Source organism: Sphingomonas sp. R86521 (genome assembly GCF_042466235.1).
In the GTDB taxonomy this organism is placed as follows: Bacteria; Pseudomonadota; Alphaproteobacteria; order Sphingomonadales; family Sphingomonadaceae; genus Sphingomonas.
This window is the reverse complement of sequence record NZ_JAXHBY010000001.1, coordinates 2,944,162-2,963,166: the sequence shown is the minus strand read 5'-3', so window position 1 is coordinate 2,963,166 and position 19,005 is coordinate 2,944,162. Positions and strand designations below refer to the sequence as shown.

General features: G+C 68.2%; 18 protein-coding genes. 15 read left to right on the top strand and 3 right to left on the bottom strand.

The window, feature by feature from the left end; all coding sequences use genetic code 11:
* Positions 1–2 precede the first annotated feature (2 nt).
* The 3 genes from aat to SJY20_RS13850 all read right to left on the bottom strand — a co-directional run bounded on the left by aat (position 3) and on the right by SJY20_RS13850 (position 1,911).
* Positions 3–734 carry a leucyl/phenylalanyl-tRNA--protein transferase gene (gene aat, locus SJY20_RS13860; RefSeq protein WP_380787501.1) on the bottom strand — a complete coding sequence of 244 codons (732 nt, stop codon included), beginning with the start codon at positions 732–734 and terminating at the stop codon, positions 3–5.
* Positions 734–1,438 carry a ParA family protein gene (locus tag SJY20_RS13855; RefSeq protein WP_380787500.1) on the bottom strand — a complete coding sequence of 235 codons (705 nt, stop codon included), beginning with the start codon at positions 1,436–1,438 and terminating at the stop codon, positions 734–736. Before SJY20_RS13855 ends, aat begins: the two co-directional genes overlap by 1 nt.
* Positions 1,439–1,527: 89 nt before the next feature.
* The gene (locus tag SJY20_RS13850) at positions 1,528–1,911 is read right to left on the bottom strand and encodes a hypothetical protein (RefSeq protein WP_380787499.1); all 384 of its coding nucleotides are present in this window, start codon (positions 1,909–1,911) and stop codon (positions 1,528–1,530) included.
* A gap of 198 nt (positions 1,912–2,109) precedes the next feature.
* On the opposite strand from SJY20_RS13850, the gene SJY20_RS13845 reads away from it, so the two are divergent.
* From SJY20_RS13845 to murB, 15 genes are all read left to right on the top strand, one after another.
* Complete coding sequence (locus SJY20_RS13845; protein WP_380787498.1) at positions 2,110–3,174, top strand: NAD(P)-dependent alcohol dehydrogenase; 1,065 nt, start codon at positions 2,110–2,112, stop codon at positions 3,172–3,174.
* A gap of 229 nt (positions 3,175–3,403) precedes the next feature.
* The gene (locus SJY20_RS13840) at positions 3,404–4,384 is read left to right on the top strand and encodes a cysteine synthase A (RefSeq protein WP_380787497.1); all 981 of its coding nucleotides are present in this window, start codon (positions 3,404–3,406) and stop codon (positions 4,382–4,384) included.
* Positions 4,385–4,431: 47 nt separating this feature from the next.
* Positions 4,432–4,704, top strand: a complete 273-nt coding sequence (locus tag SJY20_RS13835) for a hypothetical protein (RefSeq protein WP_380787496.1) — start codon at positions 4,432–4,434, stop codon at positions 4,702–4,704.
* A gap of 296 nt (positions 4,705–5,000) precedes the next feature.
* Positions 5,001–5,501, top strand: coding sequence for a division/cell wall cluster transcriptional repressor MraZ (locus SJY20_RS13830; RefSeq protein ID WP_380787495.1), 501 nt, complete (start codon positions 5,001–5,003; stop codon positions 5,499–5,501).
* Positions 5,498–6,442: a 16S rRNA (cytosine(1402)-N(4))-methyltransferase RsmH gene (gene rsmH / locus SJY20_RS13825; protein ID WP_380787494.1), complete on the top strand. Its 945-nt coding sequence runs from the start codon at positions 5,498–5,500 to the stop codon at positions 6,440–6,442. Before SJY20_RS13830 ends, rsmH begins: the two co-directional genes overlap by 4 nt.
* Positions 6,439–7,131, top strand: coding sequence for a hypothetical protein (locus SJY20_RS13820; RefSeq protein ID WP_380787493.1), 693 nt, complete (start codon positions 6,439–6,441; stop codon positions 7,129–7,131). Before rsmH ends, SJY20_RS13820 begins: the two co-directional genes overlap by 4 nt.
* Entirely contained in the window at positions 7,128–8,846 is a 1,719-nt protein-coding gene (locus tag SJY20_RS13815; protein WP_380787492.1) for a peptidoglycan D,D-transpeptidase FtsI family protein, read from the top strand. The genes SJY20_RS13820 and SJY20_RS13815 overlap by 4 nt, the downstream gene beginning before the upstream one ends.
* A gap of 10 nt (positions 8,847–8,856) precedes the next feature.
* Positions 8,857–10,284, top strand: a complete 1,428-nt coding sequence (locus SJY20_RS13810) for a UDP-N-acetylmuramoyl-L-alanyl-D-glutamate--2,6-diaminopimelate ligase (protein WP_380787491.1) — start codon at positions 8,857–8,859, stop codon at positions 10,282–10,284.
* 130 nt (positions 10,285–10,414) lie between these two features.
* Complete coding sequence (gene murF, locus SJY20_RS13805) at positions 10,415–11,773, top strand: UDP-N-acetylmuramoyl-tripeptide--D-alanyl-D-alanine ligase (RefSeq protein WP_380787490.1); 1,359 nt, start codon at positions 10,415–10,417, stop codon at positions 11,771–11,773.
* A complete protein-coding gene (gene mraY / locus SJY20_RS13800) occupies positions 11,773–12,843 on the top strand; it encodes a phospho-N-acetylmuramoyl-pentapeptide-transferase (RefSeq protein WP_380787489.1) in 1,071 nt (356 codons plus the stop codon). The genes murF and mraY overlap by 1 nt, the downstream gene beginning before the upstream one ends.
* Positions 12,840–14,129 carry a UDP-N-acetylmuramoyl-L-alanine--D-glutamate ligase gene (murD, locus tag SJY20_RS13795; RefSeq protein WP_380787488.1) on the top strand — a complete coding sequence of 430 codons (1,290 nt, stop codon included), beginning with the start codon at positions 12,840–12,842 and terminating at the stop codon, positions 14,127–14,129. Before mraY ends, murD begins: the two co-directional genes overlap by 4 nt.
* 14 nt (positions 14,130–14,143) lie before the next feature.
* Positions 14,144–15,370: an FtsW/RodA/SpoVE family cell cycle protein gene (locus SJY20_RS13790; protein WP_380787487.1), complete on the top strand. Its 1,227-nt coding sequence runs from the start codon at positions 14,144–14,146 to the stop codon at positions 15,368–15,370.
* The gene (gene murG / locus SJY20_RS13785) at positions 15,367–16,509 is read left to right on the top strand and encodes an undecaprenyldiphospho-muramoylpentapeptide beta-N-acetylglucosaminyltransferase (RefSeq protein ID WP_380787486.1); all 1,143 of its coding nucleotides are present in this window, start codon (positions 15,367–15,369) and stop codon (positions 16,507–16,509) included. Before SJY20_RS13790 ends, murG begins: the two co-directional genes overlap by 4 nt.
* Positions 16,506–17,921, top strand: a complete 1,416-nt coding sequence (murC, locus tag SJY20_RS13780; protein WP_380787485.1) for a UDP-N-acetylmuramate--L-alanine ligase — start codon at positions 16,506–16,508, stop codon at positions 17,919–17,921. Before murG ends, murC begins: the two co-directional genes overlap by 4 nt.
* A gap of 125 nt (positions 17,922–18,046) precedes the next feature.
* Positions 18,047–19,000, top strand: a complete 954-nt coding sequence (gene murB / locus SJY20_RS13775; RefSeq protein ID WP_380787484.1) for a UDP-N-acetylmuramate dehydrogenase — start codon at positions 18,047–18,049, stop codon at positions 18,998–19,000.
* Positions 19,001–19,005 lie beyond the last annotated feature (5 nt).

The following is a 19,005-nucleotide window of genomic DNA, read 5'->3' as shown; positions in this document are numbered from 1 at the left end:
ATCTACGACGTCTGGAGCAAGAGCTGCGCGATGACCTTCCCCGCGACCGGGCCGGACACCGTGTCCGCCTCCGAGCCGGGGCCCGCGACGCGGTCTAGCGCGAAGAAGTCGCCGGCTGCCGACGCCGAACCCGACGCGCCGACGCCTCCACCGACGACGCCGTCGATCGCCGCGGACAGCAACGCCACGTAATCCGCGCGCGCGATCTCGATTGTCCCGAAGGTCGCAAGGTGCGCGGTCTGGAACTGGCAGTCGAGCAGGGTGAAGCCGCCCGCCTTCAATCGTGCGACCAGTGCGGCCAGCGCCACCTTCGATGCGTCCGTCGCGCGGCTGACCATGCTCTCGCCAAAGAACGCGCGGCCGAGCGCGAGGCCGTAGAGCCCGCCGACCAGCCGGTCGCCGTCCCAGCACTCGACCGAATGCGCGAAACCCATCGCGTGCAGCGTCAGGAAGACGCGCTCGATCCCGGCGTTGATCCAGGTGTCGGGTCGCCCCTCGACGCTTTCCGCGCACAATTGCACGACCTGTTCGAACGCGGTGTCGACGGTGACGCGGAAGCGGTCGGAGACGATCCGTTTCTTCAACGACCGCGACAACCGGAAACCGTCGAGCGGCAGGATCGCGCGGCGGCGCGGCTCGACCCAATAGACGCTGTCGGCGTTGCGGTCGTCGGCCATCGGGAACACCCCGACCGAATAGGCGCCGAGCACGAGCTTCGGGTCGAGCATCTCCATCACGCGATCCGGTGTTCGATCGCGCGCCACAGGTCGGCAAAGGCCTTCGCGGCGGGCGATCGCGGCGCCGACACCCCGACCGGCTCGCGCCGTGCCGCCATGCCCTCGATCGCGCTCGACATCGGCACCACCGGCCAGTCGGGGTCGGCGGCCAGCGCCTCGGCATGCAGCGCGCGGCGGCGGTCGACCATGACGTGCACCGGCATCAGCGGTGCGCGGCCGCCCAGATGCCGTTCGACCTCGGCATAGGCGCGCTGCGCCAGCGGCGACGGGATCACCGGGATGACGATCAGGTCTGCGGCGCGCATGACCTGATCCGCGGTTTCCGTCAGCCCCGGCGGGCAATCGAGGATCACGCGGTCATACGCTTTCAGGTCGCCGAGCAGCCGGGACAGCCGCTTCTTCTTGTCGAGGTCGTGGAACAGCTGATCCAGCTGCCGCAGCGAGGCGTCGGCGCCGATCAGGTCGAGTTTGGGATAGCGCGTCGGCCGCGCCTGCGCCGCAACCGCGACGTCCTTCGAGAACACCGCCTGCGCGCGGTCGCCGGTGGCGCCGCCGAGCAGCCAGGTCGCTGCCGCCTGCGGGTCGAGATCCCATAACAGCGTGCGCCGCGACGAGTTCGCGGCGGCGCACCATGCCAGGTTGACCGCGAGCGTGGTCTTCCCGACGCCGCCCTTCAGACTGTAGATCGCGATCGTCGCCATGCGCTCAGCGTGCCGCCCGGGAACGGCCAAGGCAAGCGGCGGACGCAAAAACGGCCGACGGACAATGTCCGCCGGCCGGGATCAGGGGATCAGGCGTGGCAGGTCTGTGCCGACTTGCCGGGCTGGGTCAGCACGACGCTGCTTTCGCCACCGGTCATCGACCAGCCGCCCTCGGCGGTCTTGGGGGCGCCGGGCGCGTCGGCGACCAGCTTGGTCGGCGTGCCGCCTTCCTTGGTGCGGACATTCACCTGCTTGTCGCCTTGGAAGAAGGTGACATAGACCAGCGTGTTGTCCTTGCAACGCAGCGTCTTTTCCGACTTGATCGCCGGGGGGAGCTCGACCGGTGCCGCGTTGGCGAGCGTGTTCGCCATCGGATCCGGATTGGAATCGACCACCTCTGGCGAGGCGGGCTTGGAGTTGCAGGCGGCCAGCGCGAGCAGCGCGGCGACGGCGGTCAGGGGGAGGGTTTTCATAGCGTGCCGGGCTTCGCGCATGCAGCATGGAGCGTCAAGGCAGTTTCCCCACACGATCCCGATACCGGACGCTACGGCATCGGTCGGCCGCGCGAAAAATCGGGCCGCGCGTGTTGGAGTAGGGCGGGTGCGTTGCCATATCCCGCGACCCGGCGCCCGCGACCACGCGGCGCGCCTGCCAGAAATCCAAGGATTCCCATGCCCGTATCCACCAAGGCCTTCGCCGCGCAGTCGGCAACCACGCCGCTCGCACCCTTCAGCATCGATCGTCGCGATCCGGGACCCAAGGACGTCGCGATCGACATCCTGTTCTGTGGCGTCTGCCACTCCGACCTGCATACCGTACGCGGCGAGTGGGAAGGGACGCTGTTCCCGTGCGTGCCCGGCCACGAAATCGTCGGCCGAGTCAGCGCGGTCGGCAACGACGTGACCAAGTTCGCGGTCGGCGACATCGCCGGCGTCGGTTGCATGGTCGGCAGCTGCGGCCATTGCCCGTCCTGCAACGAGGGCGAGGAGCAATATTGCGAGACCACCGGCTTCGTCGGCACCTATAACGGCCCCGACCCGGTGCTCGGCGGTCACACGCTTGGCGGTTATTCGGACCATATCGTCGTCGACGAGGGTTTCGTGCTGAAGGTCGGTCATGACGAAGCCGACCTCGCCGCGGTCGCGCCTCTGCTGTGCGCCGGCATCACCACCTATTCGCCGCTGAAGCACTGGAAGGTCGGCCCCGGCCAGAAGGTCGGCATCGTCGGTCTTGGCGGCTTGGGTCACATGGGCGTCAAGATCGCCGCCGCGATGGGCGCCGAAGTCTATGTGTTCAGCACGTCGCCCGGCAAGCGCGAGGACGCCAAGCGGCTGGGCGCGACCGACCTGATCGTGTCGAAGGATGCCGACGCGATGGCCGAGCATGCCGGCAGCTTCGACTTCATCCTCAACACCGTTGCCGCGCCGCACGATCTCGATCCGTTCCTGGTGTTGCTGAAGCGCGACGGCACGATGACGCTGGTCGGCGTGCCAGATGCGCCGCACAAATCGCCGTCGGTCGGGATCATGGTGTTCGGGCGCAAGTCGATCGCCGGCTCGCTGATCGGCGGGATCGCCGAGACGCAGGAGATGCTCGATTTCTGCAAGGAGCACGGCCTGACCTCGGACATCGAGATGATCGATATCCAGGAGATCGAGACCGCGTACGAGCGCATGGTGAAGAGCGACGTGAAATATCGCTTCGTGATCGACATGGCGTCGCTGAAGGCGGCGTAAGCCTCTACCGCCGTAATCAGAACTGCCGTCATCCTGGGCTTGACCCAGGATCCAGGGTTACGGGCGGTGCCGCTTGCAACTCTGGGTCCTGACTTTCGTCAGGATGACGGCAGATGGATGGCAGACGGAGGATGGCGGAAGAGGGGCGGCGGAAGCGAGATCACCAGGTTTTGGCCCCCGATAGCTTAGCTCGCTTGTCGCGGGCGGGGTGTGCCGCCATTTAGGTTCGATGCACACAATATCCGATACGCTGGCCTTGATCGGCAACACCCCGCTCGTTCGGCTGAAAGGGCCGAGCGACGCGACCGGGTCCGACATCTTCGGGAAATGCGAATTCACCAACCCCGGCGCGTCGGTCAAGGATCGCGCCGCGCTCTATATCGTCGAGGATGCCGAGGCACGCGGCACGCTGAAGCCCGGCGGCACGATCGTCGAGGGCACCGCGGGCAACACCGGCATTGGCCTAGCGCTGGTCGCCAACGCCAAGGGCTACAAGACGATCATCGTCATGCCCGAGACGCAGAGCCGCGAGAAGATGGACACGTTGCGCGCGCTTGGCGCCGAACTTGTTCTGGTGCCCGCGGCCGCATTCTCTAGCCCCTGCCATTTCGTCCACACGTCGCGGCGGATCGCCGAGGAAACCCCGGGCGCGGTCTGGGCGAACCAGTTCGACAACATCGCCAACCGCCGCGCGCACATCGTCGGCACCGCCGAAGAGATCTGGGCGCAGATGGACGGCCGCATCGACGGCTTCACCTGCGCGGCCGGAACCGGCGGCACGATCGCGGGCGTGGGACTGGGACTGAAGGCCAAGGACGAGAACGTCTGCATCGCGCTCAGCGACCCGCATGGCGCGGCGCTCTACAATTACTACGCACACGGCGAACTGAAGGCCGAAGGATCGTCGGTCGCAGAAGGCATCGGGCAGGGGCGGATCACCGCCAATCTGGAGGGTGCGCCGATCGACACGCAGTTCCGCATTTCGGACCAGGAGGGCATGCACTGGGTGCGGCGCCTGCTTGACGAGGAAGGGCTGTGCCTTGGTCTGTCGTCGGGGATCAACGTCGCGGGTGCGGTCGCGCTGGCGCGGCATCTGGGGCCGGGAAAGCGCATCGCTACGATCCTGTGCGATACCGGTTTCCGCTATCTTTCGACGCTCTATGACCCGGAATGGCGTGCCGCAAAGGGGCTTGCTGAGGACGCAGATTGAGGTTCGGTCGACAAGCCCGCGGCAGTCGGGTATCTGCGCGGGACAAGATGAAGCCCAAGCAGAACCTTTCCCAGAGCATGCAGCGCGCCAAGGTCGGGATGATCGGGCTCGCTGCGATCGTCCTGTTCATCGGCCTGGCCAGCGCGATCATCGGATCGGCGACGCGCGAGCGGCCGGTCGCGACCGCCGGTGCCGCGCAGGCCGATGCCGTGGCCAACATGGCGATCGCCAACAGCAGCACGGCCGATCGCGCCGGCGAACCGCTTGCCGAAATGGGCGTCGCACCCAGTGCGAACGCACAAGAGCCCGCCGCGCAGTGATCGTACGGGGAAATCCGGGGATGGTGTCGTGCCGTGCTCTATCGATGCGACATCTGCACCTCGACGGCGGGCGTTATCAAACCGGGACGGTTTTCAACTCGCCCCGCAACGGCAGTCGAAAAACCGGCTGATCCCCCGAATTCCCCAATTCTCCCGTTGCGTCCCCGAACCGCTGTGATAGACAGAGGTTAACACAGGGGCACGCTCTATCGTTTGCTGAAGCAGGCGCCTGAGACGCGACGATGGTCGCGTTTCGGAACGATGAAGCGCGCGCGCCATGCATGAGGCTTATTGGCGTGACGAACAGGGGTCGGTATCAGGGAGACGGCATCGGCCTTGTCGACGACAAGGGCCGGGTAGCCATCCCTTCCGCACTCCGCACCACGCTCTCCGCCAACGCCCCCAAGGCCAACGGCAAGGACGGCGGCACCATCATCATCGGCGCGCATCAGAAGAACCGCTGCCTGGTCGCGTATGATCCCGGCTATGTCGACCTGCTCGCCGAGCGGCTCGACCGGCTCGAAGCCGCGAACCTCACCGAAGACGGCGACATCGACTATAACCGCAAGCGTGCCGGCGCGTCCGGCGAAGCGGTGCCGTTCGACGGCTCTGGGCGGTTCATCATGCCGGCGTTCCCGCGCTTCTACGCCGGGATCACGGGGCACGCGTTCTTCTACGGCGTGCTCGACTATATCGAGATCTGGGATCCCGCGACGCTGATCGCCACCGACGGGTTGCCCCCCGTCGTCAAGGAAATGGCGCAATTCTACATGGCCGAGCGCGGAGTGGCTCTGTGAGTCGCCCCGACGAACCGCACATCCCCGTGCTGATCGACGAAGTGATCGCCGCGCTGGCCCCGGCGCCCGGCGAGACCATCGTCGACGGCACGTTCGGCGCCGGCGGCTATACGCGCCTGTTGCTGTCGAGCGGCGCGCAGGTGATCGCGTTCGACCGCGATCCCGATGCGATCGCGGCAGGCGAGGCGCTGGCGCTCGACGGACTGACGCTGGTCGCGGCGGATTTCTCGGCGATGGAAAGCGAACTCGAAGCGCGCGGCGCGGTGCCGGTCGACGGCGTGACGCTCGACATCGGCGTGTCGTCGATGCAGCTCGACCAGGCCGAGCGCGGGTTCTCGTTCCAGGCCGACGGCCCGCTCGACATGCGGATGGCGCAGGTCGGCATGTCGGCGGCGGACTTCCTGAACGACGCCGACGAGGCCGAGATCGCCGACATCATCTATCAATATGGCGACGAGCCCAAGTCGCGGCGGGTCGCGCGCGCGATCGTCGCGGCGCGGCCGCTGACGCGGACCGGTGAACTCGCACACGTCGTCCGCCGTGCGCTGGGGCACAAGCCGCACGACAAGAAGGATCCGGCGACGCGCGTCTTCCAGGCGATCCGCATCCACGTGAACCGCGAACTGGGCGAACTGGCGGACGGACTGGCGGCGGCCGAGCGCGTGCTCAAGCCCGGCGGCCGGCTGGCCATCGTGACGTTCCACAGCCTCGAGGACCGCATGGTCAAGCGCTTCCTGCGCGAACGCAGCGGCGGCACGCCTTCAGGTTCGCGACATCTTCCGCAGGCCAGTGCGGCCGCCGCGCCGAGCTTCGAGGCGGTCGGGCGCGGCGTGAAGGCAGGCGAGACCGAGCTTGCGCGCAACCCGCGCGCACGATCGGCGACATTACGGACGGCGCGGCGGACCGCGGCACTACCCTGGGCGAAAGAGGTGACGACATGACGGCGGCGTATCGGTTGAGGGGCGTGGGTTGGTTCGGGGGCTGCGTGGCCGTCGTGCTCGGCTTCTATCTGGTGTCGCTGCAGGTGGCGGCGGAGCGCAAGAAGCTGGAAGCGGTCAACGGCCAGATCCGGTCTGCCGAGCGCGACATCCGCGCGCTGGAGACCGAGTTCGACACCCGTGCGAACCTGGCGCAGCTCGAACGCTGGAACGGCGATACGCTGGCGCTGTCGGCGCCGGTCGCCGGCCAGTTCGTGACCAGCGAAAGCGCGCTCGCCGCGATCGACGTCAACCAGCCACTGGGTGGCGGGACCGATGTCCGCATGGCGTCGCTGCTGGTGCCATCGATGCCCAGCTCGATGCCGCAGCCGGTTGCCATTGCCCAGGCGGTTGCCCAATCCGCTGCTCGCTCCACGGTCCAGCCCCAGGTGATCAAGGTGCCGGTGCAGACCGCGGCGAACGTCGCGCTGAAGCCCGCCGTGATCCGCGCATCGATCGCGCCGTCGCGCGCCGCCGAAGCCGCGATCGTCCGGGCGATGCCGCAGCGCGTCGCCGACCGGCTGAACGCGAAGCTCGCGGTCGCGAAGGTCCGGCCGCAGGCGGTCGCGATGCTCGACAAGAAGCTGCTGTCCGACAACACGCTGGGTGATATCCTGAGCGGCGCGCGCGCCGAGGCGGGCCGGCGGCGGTGACCGTCCTGGTCGCCCGGCCCGCCTCCGAGCGACGCACTGCCGGCCAGCGCCATGCGCTGGTCGCGACGGCGCACATGCGCCTGATGATGCTGATGGTGTTGTTCTGCGCCGCGGTGCTGCTGGTGATCGGGCGGCTGGGGATGCTGGCCGTCCAGACCTCGATGGCCGATCCGCAGGCGGTTGCCGCGACCATCGCCGGCCGCGGCGACATCGTCGATCGCAATGGCGCACCGCTGGCGCGCACGATCGACGCATGGACGATCGCCGTCCACCCCAAGAAGCTGATCGGCGACCCCAGCGATATCGCGAGCAAGCTCGCCGCGCTGATGCCCGAGGGCGGCGACCAGGCGCATTACTACGCGGTCCTGACCTCGAACCGCAATTTTGCCTATCTGCAGCGCCGCGCCTCGCCTGCGCTGGTCGAGCAGGTCAACGCGATCGGCGAACCCGGCATCGTCTTCGACCGTGAGACCCAGCGGCTCTATCCGCAATCGACGATGGCGTCGCATGCGCTCGGCTTCCTGTCGACCGATGGCCACGGCATGAGCGGGATGGAGCGCGTGCTCGACGAGCGGCTGACCAACCCCGCGCTCAACCGCACGCCTGTGGCGCTGTCGCTCGACACCCGCGTCCAGGCGGCGATGGACAGCGAACTGAGCCGCGCGATGACCACGTTCGGCGCGCGCGCCGCGGCCGGCGTGGTGCTCGACGTGCATACCGGCGAAGTCATCGCGATGACCTCGCTGCCGTTCTTCAACCCCAACCGGGTCGGGATGGCGGGCACCGAGGAGTTGCGCAATTCGGTGACCCAGAGCGTCTATGAGCTCGGCTCGACGTTCAAGCCGATCGCGATGGCGACCGCGATCGATACCGGCGTCGTCACCAGCATGGCGCGGCGGTTCGATGCGACTCATCCGCTGCAGGTCGGCCGCTACACGATCCACGACGAGCGCGGCGATCCCAAGCGCTGGCTGAACATCCCCGAGACGCTGATCTATTCGTCGAACGTCGCCACCTCGCGCGTCGCGGACGAAGTCGGGGCTGCGCGGATGCAGACGATGTTCAAGAAGCTCGGTTTCGATACCCGGCCCGATATCGAACTGCGTGAAAAGGCACGGCCGCTGTGGCCGAAATACTGGGCGCGCACCACGGTGATGACGACCGCGTTCGGCCACGGCATCGCGGTGACCCCGCTGCATCTCGCCAGCGCCTATGCCGCGCTCGTCAACGGCGGCACCTGGCGCCCGGCGACGCTGCTCAAGGTCGCGCCCGGTCACGAGGCCAAAGGTCGCCGGGTGATCAGCGAGGCGACCAGCGCGCGGATGCGCCAGCTGCTGCGGCTGATCGTGCTGCGCGGTACCGGCCGCAAGGGCGAGGCGCCCGGCTACCGCGTCGGCGGCAAGACGGGCACAGCTGAAGCCGCAGTCGCCGGCGGCTACGACCGCTCGCGCAACGTGGCCACCTTTGCCGCCGCGTTCCCGATGGATGCGCCGCGCTACGTCGTGCTGGCGATGCTCGATTCGCCCAACGGCACCAAGGAAACCGGCGGGTGGAAGACCGCGGCGTGGAACGCGGCTCCGGTGGTCGGCCGCACGATCTCGCGCGTCGGGTCGATGCTGGGCGTGATTCCCGACAACAACCGCGATATCGACGTGTCCGACATCACGCCGCTGCTCTGGCAGGAGCCGGGCGCGAAGCAGCCGACGGGACAATGAGGATGGGCGAATGAAACTTGGTGCGCTGACCGGCTCCGACTTCCCCGGGGCGGACGAGCGCCAGGTCACCGGGTTTGCGATCGACCACCGCAAGGTCGCGCCCGGCACCGTCTTCGGCGCGTTCGAAGGCGCGCGCGTCAACGGCGAGGATTATATCGCCGACGCGATCCGCTCCGGCGCGGTCGCCATCGTCGCGCGGCCCGGCCTGCGGTTCGAAGGCGCCGCCTATATCGCCGACGCCAATCCGCGTGAGGCGTTCGCCAGACTCGCTGCCAAGTTCTTCGCGCCGTTCCCGGCGACGTCGGTCGCGATCACCGGGACCAACGGCAAGACGTCGTGCGTCGAGATGACGCGGCAATTGTGGCGGATGGCGGGGTTCCACGCCGCGTCGATCGGGACGCTGGGCGTGACCACGGCGGACGAGCGCGTCACCACCGGGCTGACGACGCCCGACGTCGTCACCTTCCTGTCGAACGTCGCGGGGCTGGCGCGCGAGGGCGTCACGCATCTGGCGTTCGAGGCGTCGAGCCACGGCCTGACGCAGTACCGCACCGAAGGCCTGCAGGTCGCCGCCGCGGCATTCACCAATCTCAGCCGTGATCATCTCGATTATCACGGCGACATGGCGGCGTATTTCACTGCCAAGATCCGGCTGTTCTCCGAAATCCTTTCGCCAGAGGGCGTCGCCGTGGTGTGGGCGGACGATCCGCAGAGTGCGCGGGTGGTCGACCTGGCGCGCGAGCGTGGCAACCGGCTGATCACGGTCGGGACGCACGGCGATACGCTGCGGCTGGTCGGGCGCGACCCCACCTTGCTCGGTCAGGCGCTGACGATCGAGGCGGAGGGCAAGGCGTACACCGTCAACCTGCCGTTGATCGGCGCGTACCAGGCGGCGAACGCGCTGGTGTCCGCCGGGCTGGTGATCGCGACCGGCGGCGACGTCGCGGCGACGATCGCCGATCTGGCGCGGTTGCAGCCGGTACGCGGGCGACTCGAGCGCGCGGCGATCGCGACCAGCGGCGCACCGGTCTATGTCGATTACGCGCATACCCCCGATGCGCTGGAAGCCGCGATCGCTGCGCTCAAGCCGCACGCGGGCGGCAAGCTGGTGGTGGTGTTCGGCGCCGGCGGCGACCGCGATACCGGCAAGCGCGAGACGATGGGGCAGGTGGCGATCCAGCACGCCGATCGCGTCATCGTCACCGACGACAACCCGCGGACCGAGGATGCGGCGGCTATCCGTCGCGACGTCCTGAAGGGTGCAGTCGGCGCCGAAGAGATCGGCGATCGCCGCGCCGCGATCGCATCGGCTGTACGCGAGGCGGGGCCGGAGGATATCGTGCTGATCGCCGGCAAGGGGCACGAGCAGGGCCAGATCGTCGGCGACATGGTGCTGCCGTTCGACGATGTGTCGGTCGCCCGGGAGTTCGCGGCGTGAGGGGTTTCTTCTCCTCCCCTCCCGCTTGCGGGAGGGGCCGGGGGTGGGCTCGCGCTTTCCACCAGCGCCGTCTCCTGAGGACAGCGCGAGCCCACCCCCCAACCCCCTCCCGCAAGCGGGAGGGGGAGCAGTGAGTCTCTGGACCGCCGCCGAAATCGCCACTGCCACCGGCGGAACCGCCTCGACCGACTTCGCCGTCACCGGCGTCGCCTTCGACTCGCGCGAAGTCGGCCCCCGCGACCTCTTCGTCGCGATGAAGGGAGAGGCCAGCGACGGCCACCGCTTCCTCGACCAGGCCTTCGCGCAGGGCGCAGCCGGCGCGATCGTCTCCGAACCGACCGCGCACCCGCATGTGCTGGTCGCCGACAGCTTCGTCGCGCTGCAGCACCTCGGCCGCGCCAGTCGTGCTCGGTCGTCCGCCAGGATCATCGGCGTCACCGGATCGGTCGGCAAGACCAGTGCCAAGGAAGCGCTGTTCGCGTGCCTCGACCGCGCCACGCCGGGCGACGTTCATCGCTCGGTCAAGAGCTACAACAACCATACCGGCGTGCCGTTGAGCCTAGCCCGCATGCCGGCGGCCGCGCGGTTCGGCGTGTTCGAGATGGGCATGAACCACGCCGGCGAGCTCGCCGAGCTGACCCAGCTCGTCCGCCCGCACATCGCCATGATCACCGCGATCGCGCCGGCACACACCGCGTTCTTCGCGGACGAGAGCGCGATTGCCGACGCCAAGGGCGAAATCTTTGCCGGTCTCGAACCGGGCGGCACCGCGATCATCCCGTACGACAGCCCGCACCGCGACCGCTTGATCGGCCATGCCACGCCGCACGCGCACCGGATCGTGACGTTCGGCCTCGAGAAAGGCGCCGACGTCCGCGCGATCGAGACCATGCCGGTGTCAACCGGCGGCACCTTCGTCACCGCGGTGCTCGGGACTCGCGAACTCAGCTTCACGATCGCGCAGCCGGGGATGCACTGGGTATCCAATGCGCTGGGCGTGCTGGCCTGCGTCGACGCTGCGGGTGGCGATCTGGGTCTGGCCGGCCTCGCGCTCGCCGAACTGGGCGGAATGCAGGGTCGCGGCGTGCGGTTCATGGCCGGCGAAATGCTGGTGATCGACGAAAGCTACAACGCCAACCCGGCCTCGATGCGCGCCACGCTGGCGGTGCTGGCGAACGAGCCGGGCCGGCACGTCGCCGTGCTGGGTGAGATGCGCGAACTCGGCGAGCGCTCGGATGCGTATCATGCCGACCTGGCCGAGCCGATCCTGGCCGCACGCGTCGAAGCGGCGCTGCTGGTCGGCGAAGCGATGGCGCCACTCGCCGCAGCGCTTGAGGGCCGCATCGATATCGTCCATGTGGCCGATACTGCCGCTGCGCTTTCGTCGTTACGGACGATCCTGGCGCCGGGCGATGCGGTGCTCGTCAAGGGATCGAACGGCGTCGGGCTGTCGCGGCTGGTCGCAAGTCTCGCGGGCGGGAATTTATAATGCTGTACTGGATCGCCGAGCATCTGGGGTTTCCCGGGTTGCTCAACCTGCTTCGCTATCAATCGACCCGCACCGGCGGTGCGGTGGCGACGGCTTTGTTGATCGGCCTGATCATCGGCCCGCGCTTCATCGGCTGGTTGCGGGTGCGGCAGGGCAAGGGGCAGCCGATCCGCGCCGACGGTCCGCAGACCCACCTCGCCAAGCGCGGTACGCCGACGATGGGCGGCCTGATGATCCTGACCAGCATGGGGCTGGCGATCCTGATGTGGATGGACCTGTCCAACCCCTATGTCTGGGCGTGCCTGTTCGTGACGTTGGGGTTCGGCGCGATCGGCTTCATGGACGACTATGACAAGGTCCGCAAAGCCAGCAGCGCGGGCGTGTCGGGACGGACACGGTTGCTGCTCGAGTTCGCGATCGCCGGGATCGCCGCGACCATCATCATGTCGCAGAACGGGCCGCATCTGTACCTGCCGTTCACCGACCGCTTCTATCTCGATCTCGGCTGGTTCTTCCCGGTGTTCGCGGCGTTCACGATCGTGGCGTTCGGCAATGCGGTGAACCTGACCGACGGGCTCGATGGCCTCGCGACGATGCCGGTGATCATCGCCAGCGTCGCGTTCATGCTGATCGTGTACCTGGCGGGCAACGTGAAGTTCGCGAACTACCTGGGCATCCCGCACGTGCCGGGCGCAGGCGAACTCGCGATCTTCTGCGGGGCGATCGTCGGCGCAGGCCTCGCGTTCCTGTGGTTCAATGCGCCGCCGGCTGCGGTGTTCATGGGCGACACCGGGTCGCTGGCGCTCGGCGGCGCGCTGGGGACGATCGCGGTGGTCGCGCATCACGAGATCGTGCTGGGGATCATCGGCGGGCTGTTCGTGGTCGAGGCGCTGAGCGTCATCATCCAGGTGTTCTTCTACAAGCGGACCGGCAAGCGGGTGTTCCGGATGGCGCCGATCCACCATCATTTCGAGCAACTGGGCTGGGCCGAGGCGACCGTCGTGATCCGGTTCTGGATCATCGCGTTCGTGCTCGCGCTGGCCGGCCTGTCGACGTTGAAGCTGCGGTGATCGTCGCACACGTCTGGGCTGGAAAGCGGTATGCGGTGCTGGGCCTGGCGCGGTCCGGCCTGGCGACGGTGCGTGCGCTCGCCGCGGCGGGCGCCTATGTCGTCGCCTGGGATAGCGATGCGGCAGCGCGAAGTGTTGCAGAAGCGGTCGACGGGGTGATCGTCCATGATCCGGCGCTGCTCGACCTCACCGACGCGGCGGGGCTGGTGATGTCGCCCGGCGTTCCCCTCAACACCCATCCGCTCGCGGGTCAGGCGCGCGCCGCCGGCGTCCCGATCATCGGCGACATCGAACTGTTCGCGCAGGCCCGCGCGGACCTGCCGCCGCACAAGGTCGTCGGGATCACCGGCACCAACGGCAAGTCGACCACCACCGCGCTGGTGCACCACATCCTCAAGACCGCCGGCATCCCGACCCTCATGGGCGGCAACATCGGCCTGCCGGTCCTCGGGCAGGAGCCGCTGCCGGCCGGCGGCGTCTACGTGCTCGAACTGTCGAGCTACCAGATCGACCTGACGCAAAGCCTCGACTGCGACGTCGCGGTGCTGCTCAACATCACCCCCGACCATCTCGACCGCTATGACGGGTTCGAGGGCTACGCCGCATCGAAGGCGCGGCTGTTCGCGATGCAGTCGGCCGAGCACGCCGCGGTAGTCGGGACGGGTGACGCGACGTCCACCGCGATCGCGGGAACGTTGTCGCAAAAGGGGCGAACCCCGACGACGATCGCTCCCGGTACGTCGGTAGATCAGTCGAAGTGGCCATCGCTGCAGGGCCCGCACAACGCGCAGAACGCGCTGGCGGCGATTGCGGTGTGCGAGCGGCTCGGTCTGTCGCCCGATCAGATCGACGCCGGCCTCGAAAGCTTCACCGGCCTGCCGCACCGCATGGAGCGGGTCGCGACCCTCGACGGCGTCGCCTACGTAAACGACAGCAAGGCGACCAACCCCGAATCCACCGCGCCAGCACTCGCCGCGTTCCCCCGGATCCACTGGATCGTCGGCGGCAAGGCCAAGGGTGACGACCTCGACGCCTGCCGTCCCGCTTTCAGCCATGTCGTGCGCGCCTATACGATCGGCGAGGCCGGCCCGCGCTTCGCCGCGATCCTGCAGGGCGAAATGCCCGTGGAGGAGGCGGGGACACTCGCCGCTGCGGTGCGCGCCGCCGCCGCCAACGCGCAGCCAGGCGAGACGGTGTTGTTGTCGCCGGCCTGTGCTAGCTTCGACCAGTTCCGCGATTACGAGGACCGCGGCGCGGCGTTCCGGGCCGCGGTGGAAGCACTATGACGGATGTGCGCGCCATGAGCGACCTGAACGAGATCAAGGGCCGCGGGATCGTCGCGAAGATGAAGCGGCGCGGCGGGCGCGGCGATCGGTCGCCGCTCGGCACCTGGTTCTGGGATATCGACCGGGTGCTCCTGCTGCTCACGCTGTTCCTGATCGCGATCGGGCTGATCGCGGTGGCGGCGGCGAGCCCGGCGACCGCGGTCCGCTATTCGGGCGAGCACCGGAAGCTGGCGCCGCTCTATTATTTCTGGCGTCAGCTGATCTGGGTCGCGGTGTCGATGCCGGTGCTGTTCGGCGTGTCGATGATGCCGGTGACGATGGCGCGGCGGATGGCGCTGGTCGGCACCGCGGTGCTGGTCGCGATCCTCGCGGTGACGCCGTTCGTCGGGGTCGAGGTCAACGGCGCGCGCCGCTGGGTCGGCTTCGGGTTCGCGCAGTTCCAGCCGTCCGAGTTCCTGAAGCCGATGTTCATCGTCAGCGTCGCGTGGCTGTTGTCGCTGCGCGCCAGGGATCCTGAACTGCCGACCGTGCTGATCACCGGCGGGCTGACCGCGGCGATCGCGGCGATGCTGATGCTGCAGCCGGATTTCGGGCAGACCATCATTTATTGCTCGGTGTGGATGGCGCTGCTGATGATCGCGGGGACGCCGGTCCGGGTGATGGCCGGCCTCGTCGCGTGCGTGCCGGTGGGCTTGGGCGCGGCGTACATGTTCTATGGCACCGCACGAAACCGCATCGACGCCTTCATCTTCCCGACCGCCGAGGGTGACGGCGCCAGCGACCATTTCCAGACCAACGCCGCGCACAATACGTTGACCGCAGGCGGCTGGACCGGGACCGGGCCCGGCGGTGGCTCGGCCAAGTTCGGGCTGCCCGAGGCGCATACCGACTATATCTTCTCGGTGATCGGCGAGGAGTTCGGCCTCGTGGCCTGTTCGATCATCGCACTGCTGTTCCTCGCGATCGTGGTGCGGGTGTTCGTCAAGCTGCTGGACGAGCAGGATGAATTCAAGCTGCTGGCCGCCGCCGGGCTCGCCACGCAGTTCGGTGCACAGGCGCTGGTCAGCATGCTGGTGAACACCGGCCTCGCGCCGTCGAAGGGCATGACGCTGCCGTTTATCAGTTATGGCGGATCGTCGATGATCGCACTGTCGATCGGCATGGGGTTGCTGCTGGCGTTCACCCGGCGCAATCCGTTCCTGACGCGGAGCCCTTATGTCGTCCGCTGGAGTGGTGAATGAGTAAGCATTATGTCCTGGCTGCTGGCGGCACCGGGGGACACATGGTCCCCGCGGCGGCGCTGGCGGCGGAGCTGACGAAGCGCGGCCACCGTGTCGCGCTGGTCAGCGACGCGCGCGGCGTGCGCTTTCCCGGACTGTTCGACGACGTCCAGACGCACGTCCTCCCGGCGGGGCGGATGACCGGCGGGCCGCTGGGCTGGGCCAAGGCGCTGCGCGAGATGTGGCGCGGCCGGGCGATGGCGCGCGAGCTGTTCAAGACGTTCCGGCCGGCGGCGGTGATCGGGTTCGGCGGCTATCCCGCGATGCCCGCGCTGCTGGCGGCGTTCGCGGACGGCATTCCCACCGCGGTGCACGAACAGAATGCGGTGCTGGGTCGGGTCAATCGCTTCGTCGCGGGACGCGTCGACGCGATCGCGACATCCTATGACCGGACCGAACGTCTCGCCCCAAAGCTGGAAGCGAAGACCCATCTGGTCGGCAATCCGGTGCGCGAGGCGGTGCTGGCGCTGCGCACCAAGCCCTATCCGCTGCTGGAGGAGGACGGCATCTTCCGCGTCCTCGTGACCGGCGGCAGCCAGGGCGCGAGCATCCTCAGCCAGGTCGTGCCCGATGGTCTCGCGATGCTGCCCGTCACCTTCCGCCGCCGGCTGCAGGTGACGCACCAGGCGCGGATCGAGGATATCGACGCAGTGCGCGCCAAATATGCCGAGCATCACATCCCGGCCGAGCTCGCCACCTATCTCCCCGACATGCCCGAGCAGCTCGCCTGGGCGCATCTGGTGATCGCGCGCGCCGGCGCCTCGACGATCGCCGAACTGACCGCGGCGGGGCGCCCTGCGATCCTGGTGCCGCTGCCGTCCGCGACCGACGATCACCAGACCGTGAACGCGCGCGAGATGACGCAGGCGGGCGGCGCGCGCACGATCGCGCAGCGCGACTTCACCGCGGTGGAGCTCGCCAAGCAGATGCAGAAACTGGGGCTGGATCCCTCTGCGCTGCAGAATGCGGCGGGGCGTGCGCGCAGCGTCGGGCGGCCGAACGCGGTCAGCGACCTCGCCGACCTGGTCGAGAGTCTGGATGCACCGGTCGCACGGCTGCCGGTGTCGACTCCCACCAAGCCAAAGGCGCAGTTCGCATGAAGGGTGTCGCAACCGACATCGGCACGATCCATTTCGTCGGCATCGGCGGGATCGGCATGTCGGGCATCGCCGAGGTCATGATGAACCTCGGCTACAGCGTGCAAGGGTCGGACGTCGCCGAGGGCTATGTCGTGCAGGGCCTGCGCGACAAGGGCATTCCGGTGGCGATCGGGCATAGCGCGGACAATCTGGGCGACGCCGCGGTGGTGGTCGTCTCGACCGCGATCGTCCGCAGCAACCCGGAGGTCGAGGCGGCGCTCAACGCACGCATCCCGGTGGTGCGGCGCGCAGAAATGCTCGCGGAGCTGATGCGGCTGAAATCGACCGTCGCGGTCGCGGGCACGCACGGCAAGACCACGACCACATCGATGGTCGCGGCGCTGCTCGATGCCGGCGGGGTCGACCCGACCGTGATCAACGGTGGGATCATCAACAGCTACGGATCGAACGCCCGGCTGGGCGCGAGCGACTGGATGGTGGTCGAGGCGGACGAGAGCGACGGCAGCTTCCTGCGGCTCGACGGCACGATCGCGGTCGTCACCAACATCGATCCCGAGCATCTCGATCACTATGGATCGTTCGAGGCGGTGAAGGACGCGTTCGTCGAATTCGTCGAGAACGTGCCCTTCTATGGCGCGGCGGTGCTGTGCCTCGATCACCCCGAAGTGCAGGGCATACTGCCGCGGGTCCGCGACCGGCGCGTGGTGACGTACGGCTTCTCGGCGCAGGCCGACGTCCGCGGCGTCAACGTCACGCCGATCCCGGGCGGCAATCGCTTCGAATGCATCGTCCGCAGCCGTGACGGCGCGACGCGGTCGATCGAGGGGATCGAGATGCCGATGCCCGGTCGGCACAACGTCCAGAACGCACTGGCGGCGATCGGCGTGGCGCTGGAGCTCGGCATCGACGACGCCACGATCCAGCAGGGCTTCGCCAAGTTCGGCGGCGTGAAGCGGCGCTTCACCAAGGTTGGAGACGTAGACGGCGTCACGATCATCGACGATTACGGCCATCATCCGGTCGAGATCCGCGCCGTGCTGGCCGCCGCGCGCGAGGGTGCGAAGGGCCGTGTGATCGCGGTGGTGCAGCCGCATCGCTATTCGCGGCTCGGCAACCTGATGGAGGATTTTCAGACAGCGTTCAACGACGCCGACCGCGTGTTGGTGACCCCGGTCTATGCCGCGGGCGAGGCGCCGGTCGAGGGTGTCGACGCTGCGGCCTTGGTCGAGGGACTGAAGCGGCGCGGGCACCGGTTTGCCGCGACGGTCGCGGATGCGGATACGCTGGCCGAGGAACTCGCGGCGACGATCGAGCCGGACGACATGGTCGTGTGCCTGGGTGCCGGCGATATCACGAAATGGGCGGCAGGGCTCGCGGATGCGATCGCGGCCAAGCGGACGGTGTCGGCATGAGCGCGCGCGCATCTTCTCCCCTCCCGCTTGCGGGAGGGGTCGGGGGAGGGCCTGTTCATGCCCCGAGCGATGCGTTCGCGGCTACATCATTCCCTCCCCCAACCCCTCCCGCAAGCGGAAGGGGAGTGAAGGTCGAGCCTGCTGCTTCGCTTGCTAGCTTCATCTGGTTCAGGACCGGTGGTCCGGCCGAGTTGCTCGTCCGGCCAGATACGGCAGAAGATCTGGCGACATACTTGGCCGACCTCGACCCTTCGACGCCCGTCCTCCCCGTCGGAGTCGGCTCGAACCTGATCGTCCGAGACGGCGGCGTACCCGGCGTCGTCGTCCGCCTCCCCAAGGCGATGGCGAAAGTCTCCGTCGAAGATGGTCGCGTCCGCGCGGGCGCCGGCGCGATGGGGATCACCGTTGCCAGCGCCGCCCGCGATGCCGGGATCGCAGGGCTCGAGTTCCTCCGCGGCATTCCCGGCACCGTCGGCGGCGCCGTTCGCATGAACGCAGGCGCCTATGGCCGCGACGTCAGCGATATCCTGGTCGAGGCGACCGTCGTCACGCGCGCCGGTGCGGTCGAGACCTGGTCCGCTGCGCAGCTCGGTTTCACCTATCGCCACTCGGACCTGCCGCCGGGCGCCGTCGTCGTCGAAGCGGTATTCTCCGGCACACCCGGCGAGCCCGCCGTGATCGGTGCGGAGATGGACCGCATCGCCGCCGAGCGCGAAGCCTCGCAGCCGCTGCGCTCGCGCACCGGGGGCTCGACCTTCAAGAATCCCGAGGGTCACAAGGCCTGGGCGCTGATCGATGCCGCCGGCTGCCGGGGCCTGACCCGCGGCGACGCGCAGGTGAGCGAGAAGCACTGCAATTTCCTACTGAACCTCGGCGCCGCATCGAGCGCCGAGATCGAGGCATTGGGCGAAGAGGTACGCGACAAGGTGAAGGCGCATTCGGGGGTTACGCTGGAATGGGAAATCCAGCGGGTCGGCATCGCCTGTCATCCTGACGAAAGTCAGGATCCAGGGTTACAAAGTGCACCGTTCGTGACTCTGGATCCTGACGTTCGTCAGGATGACGGGGTGTTGAAGTGACCGCC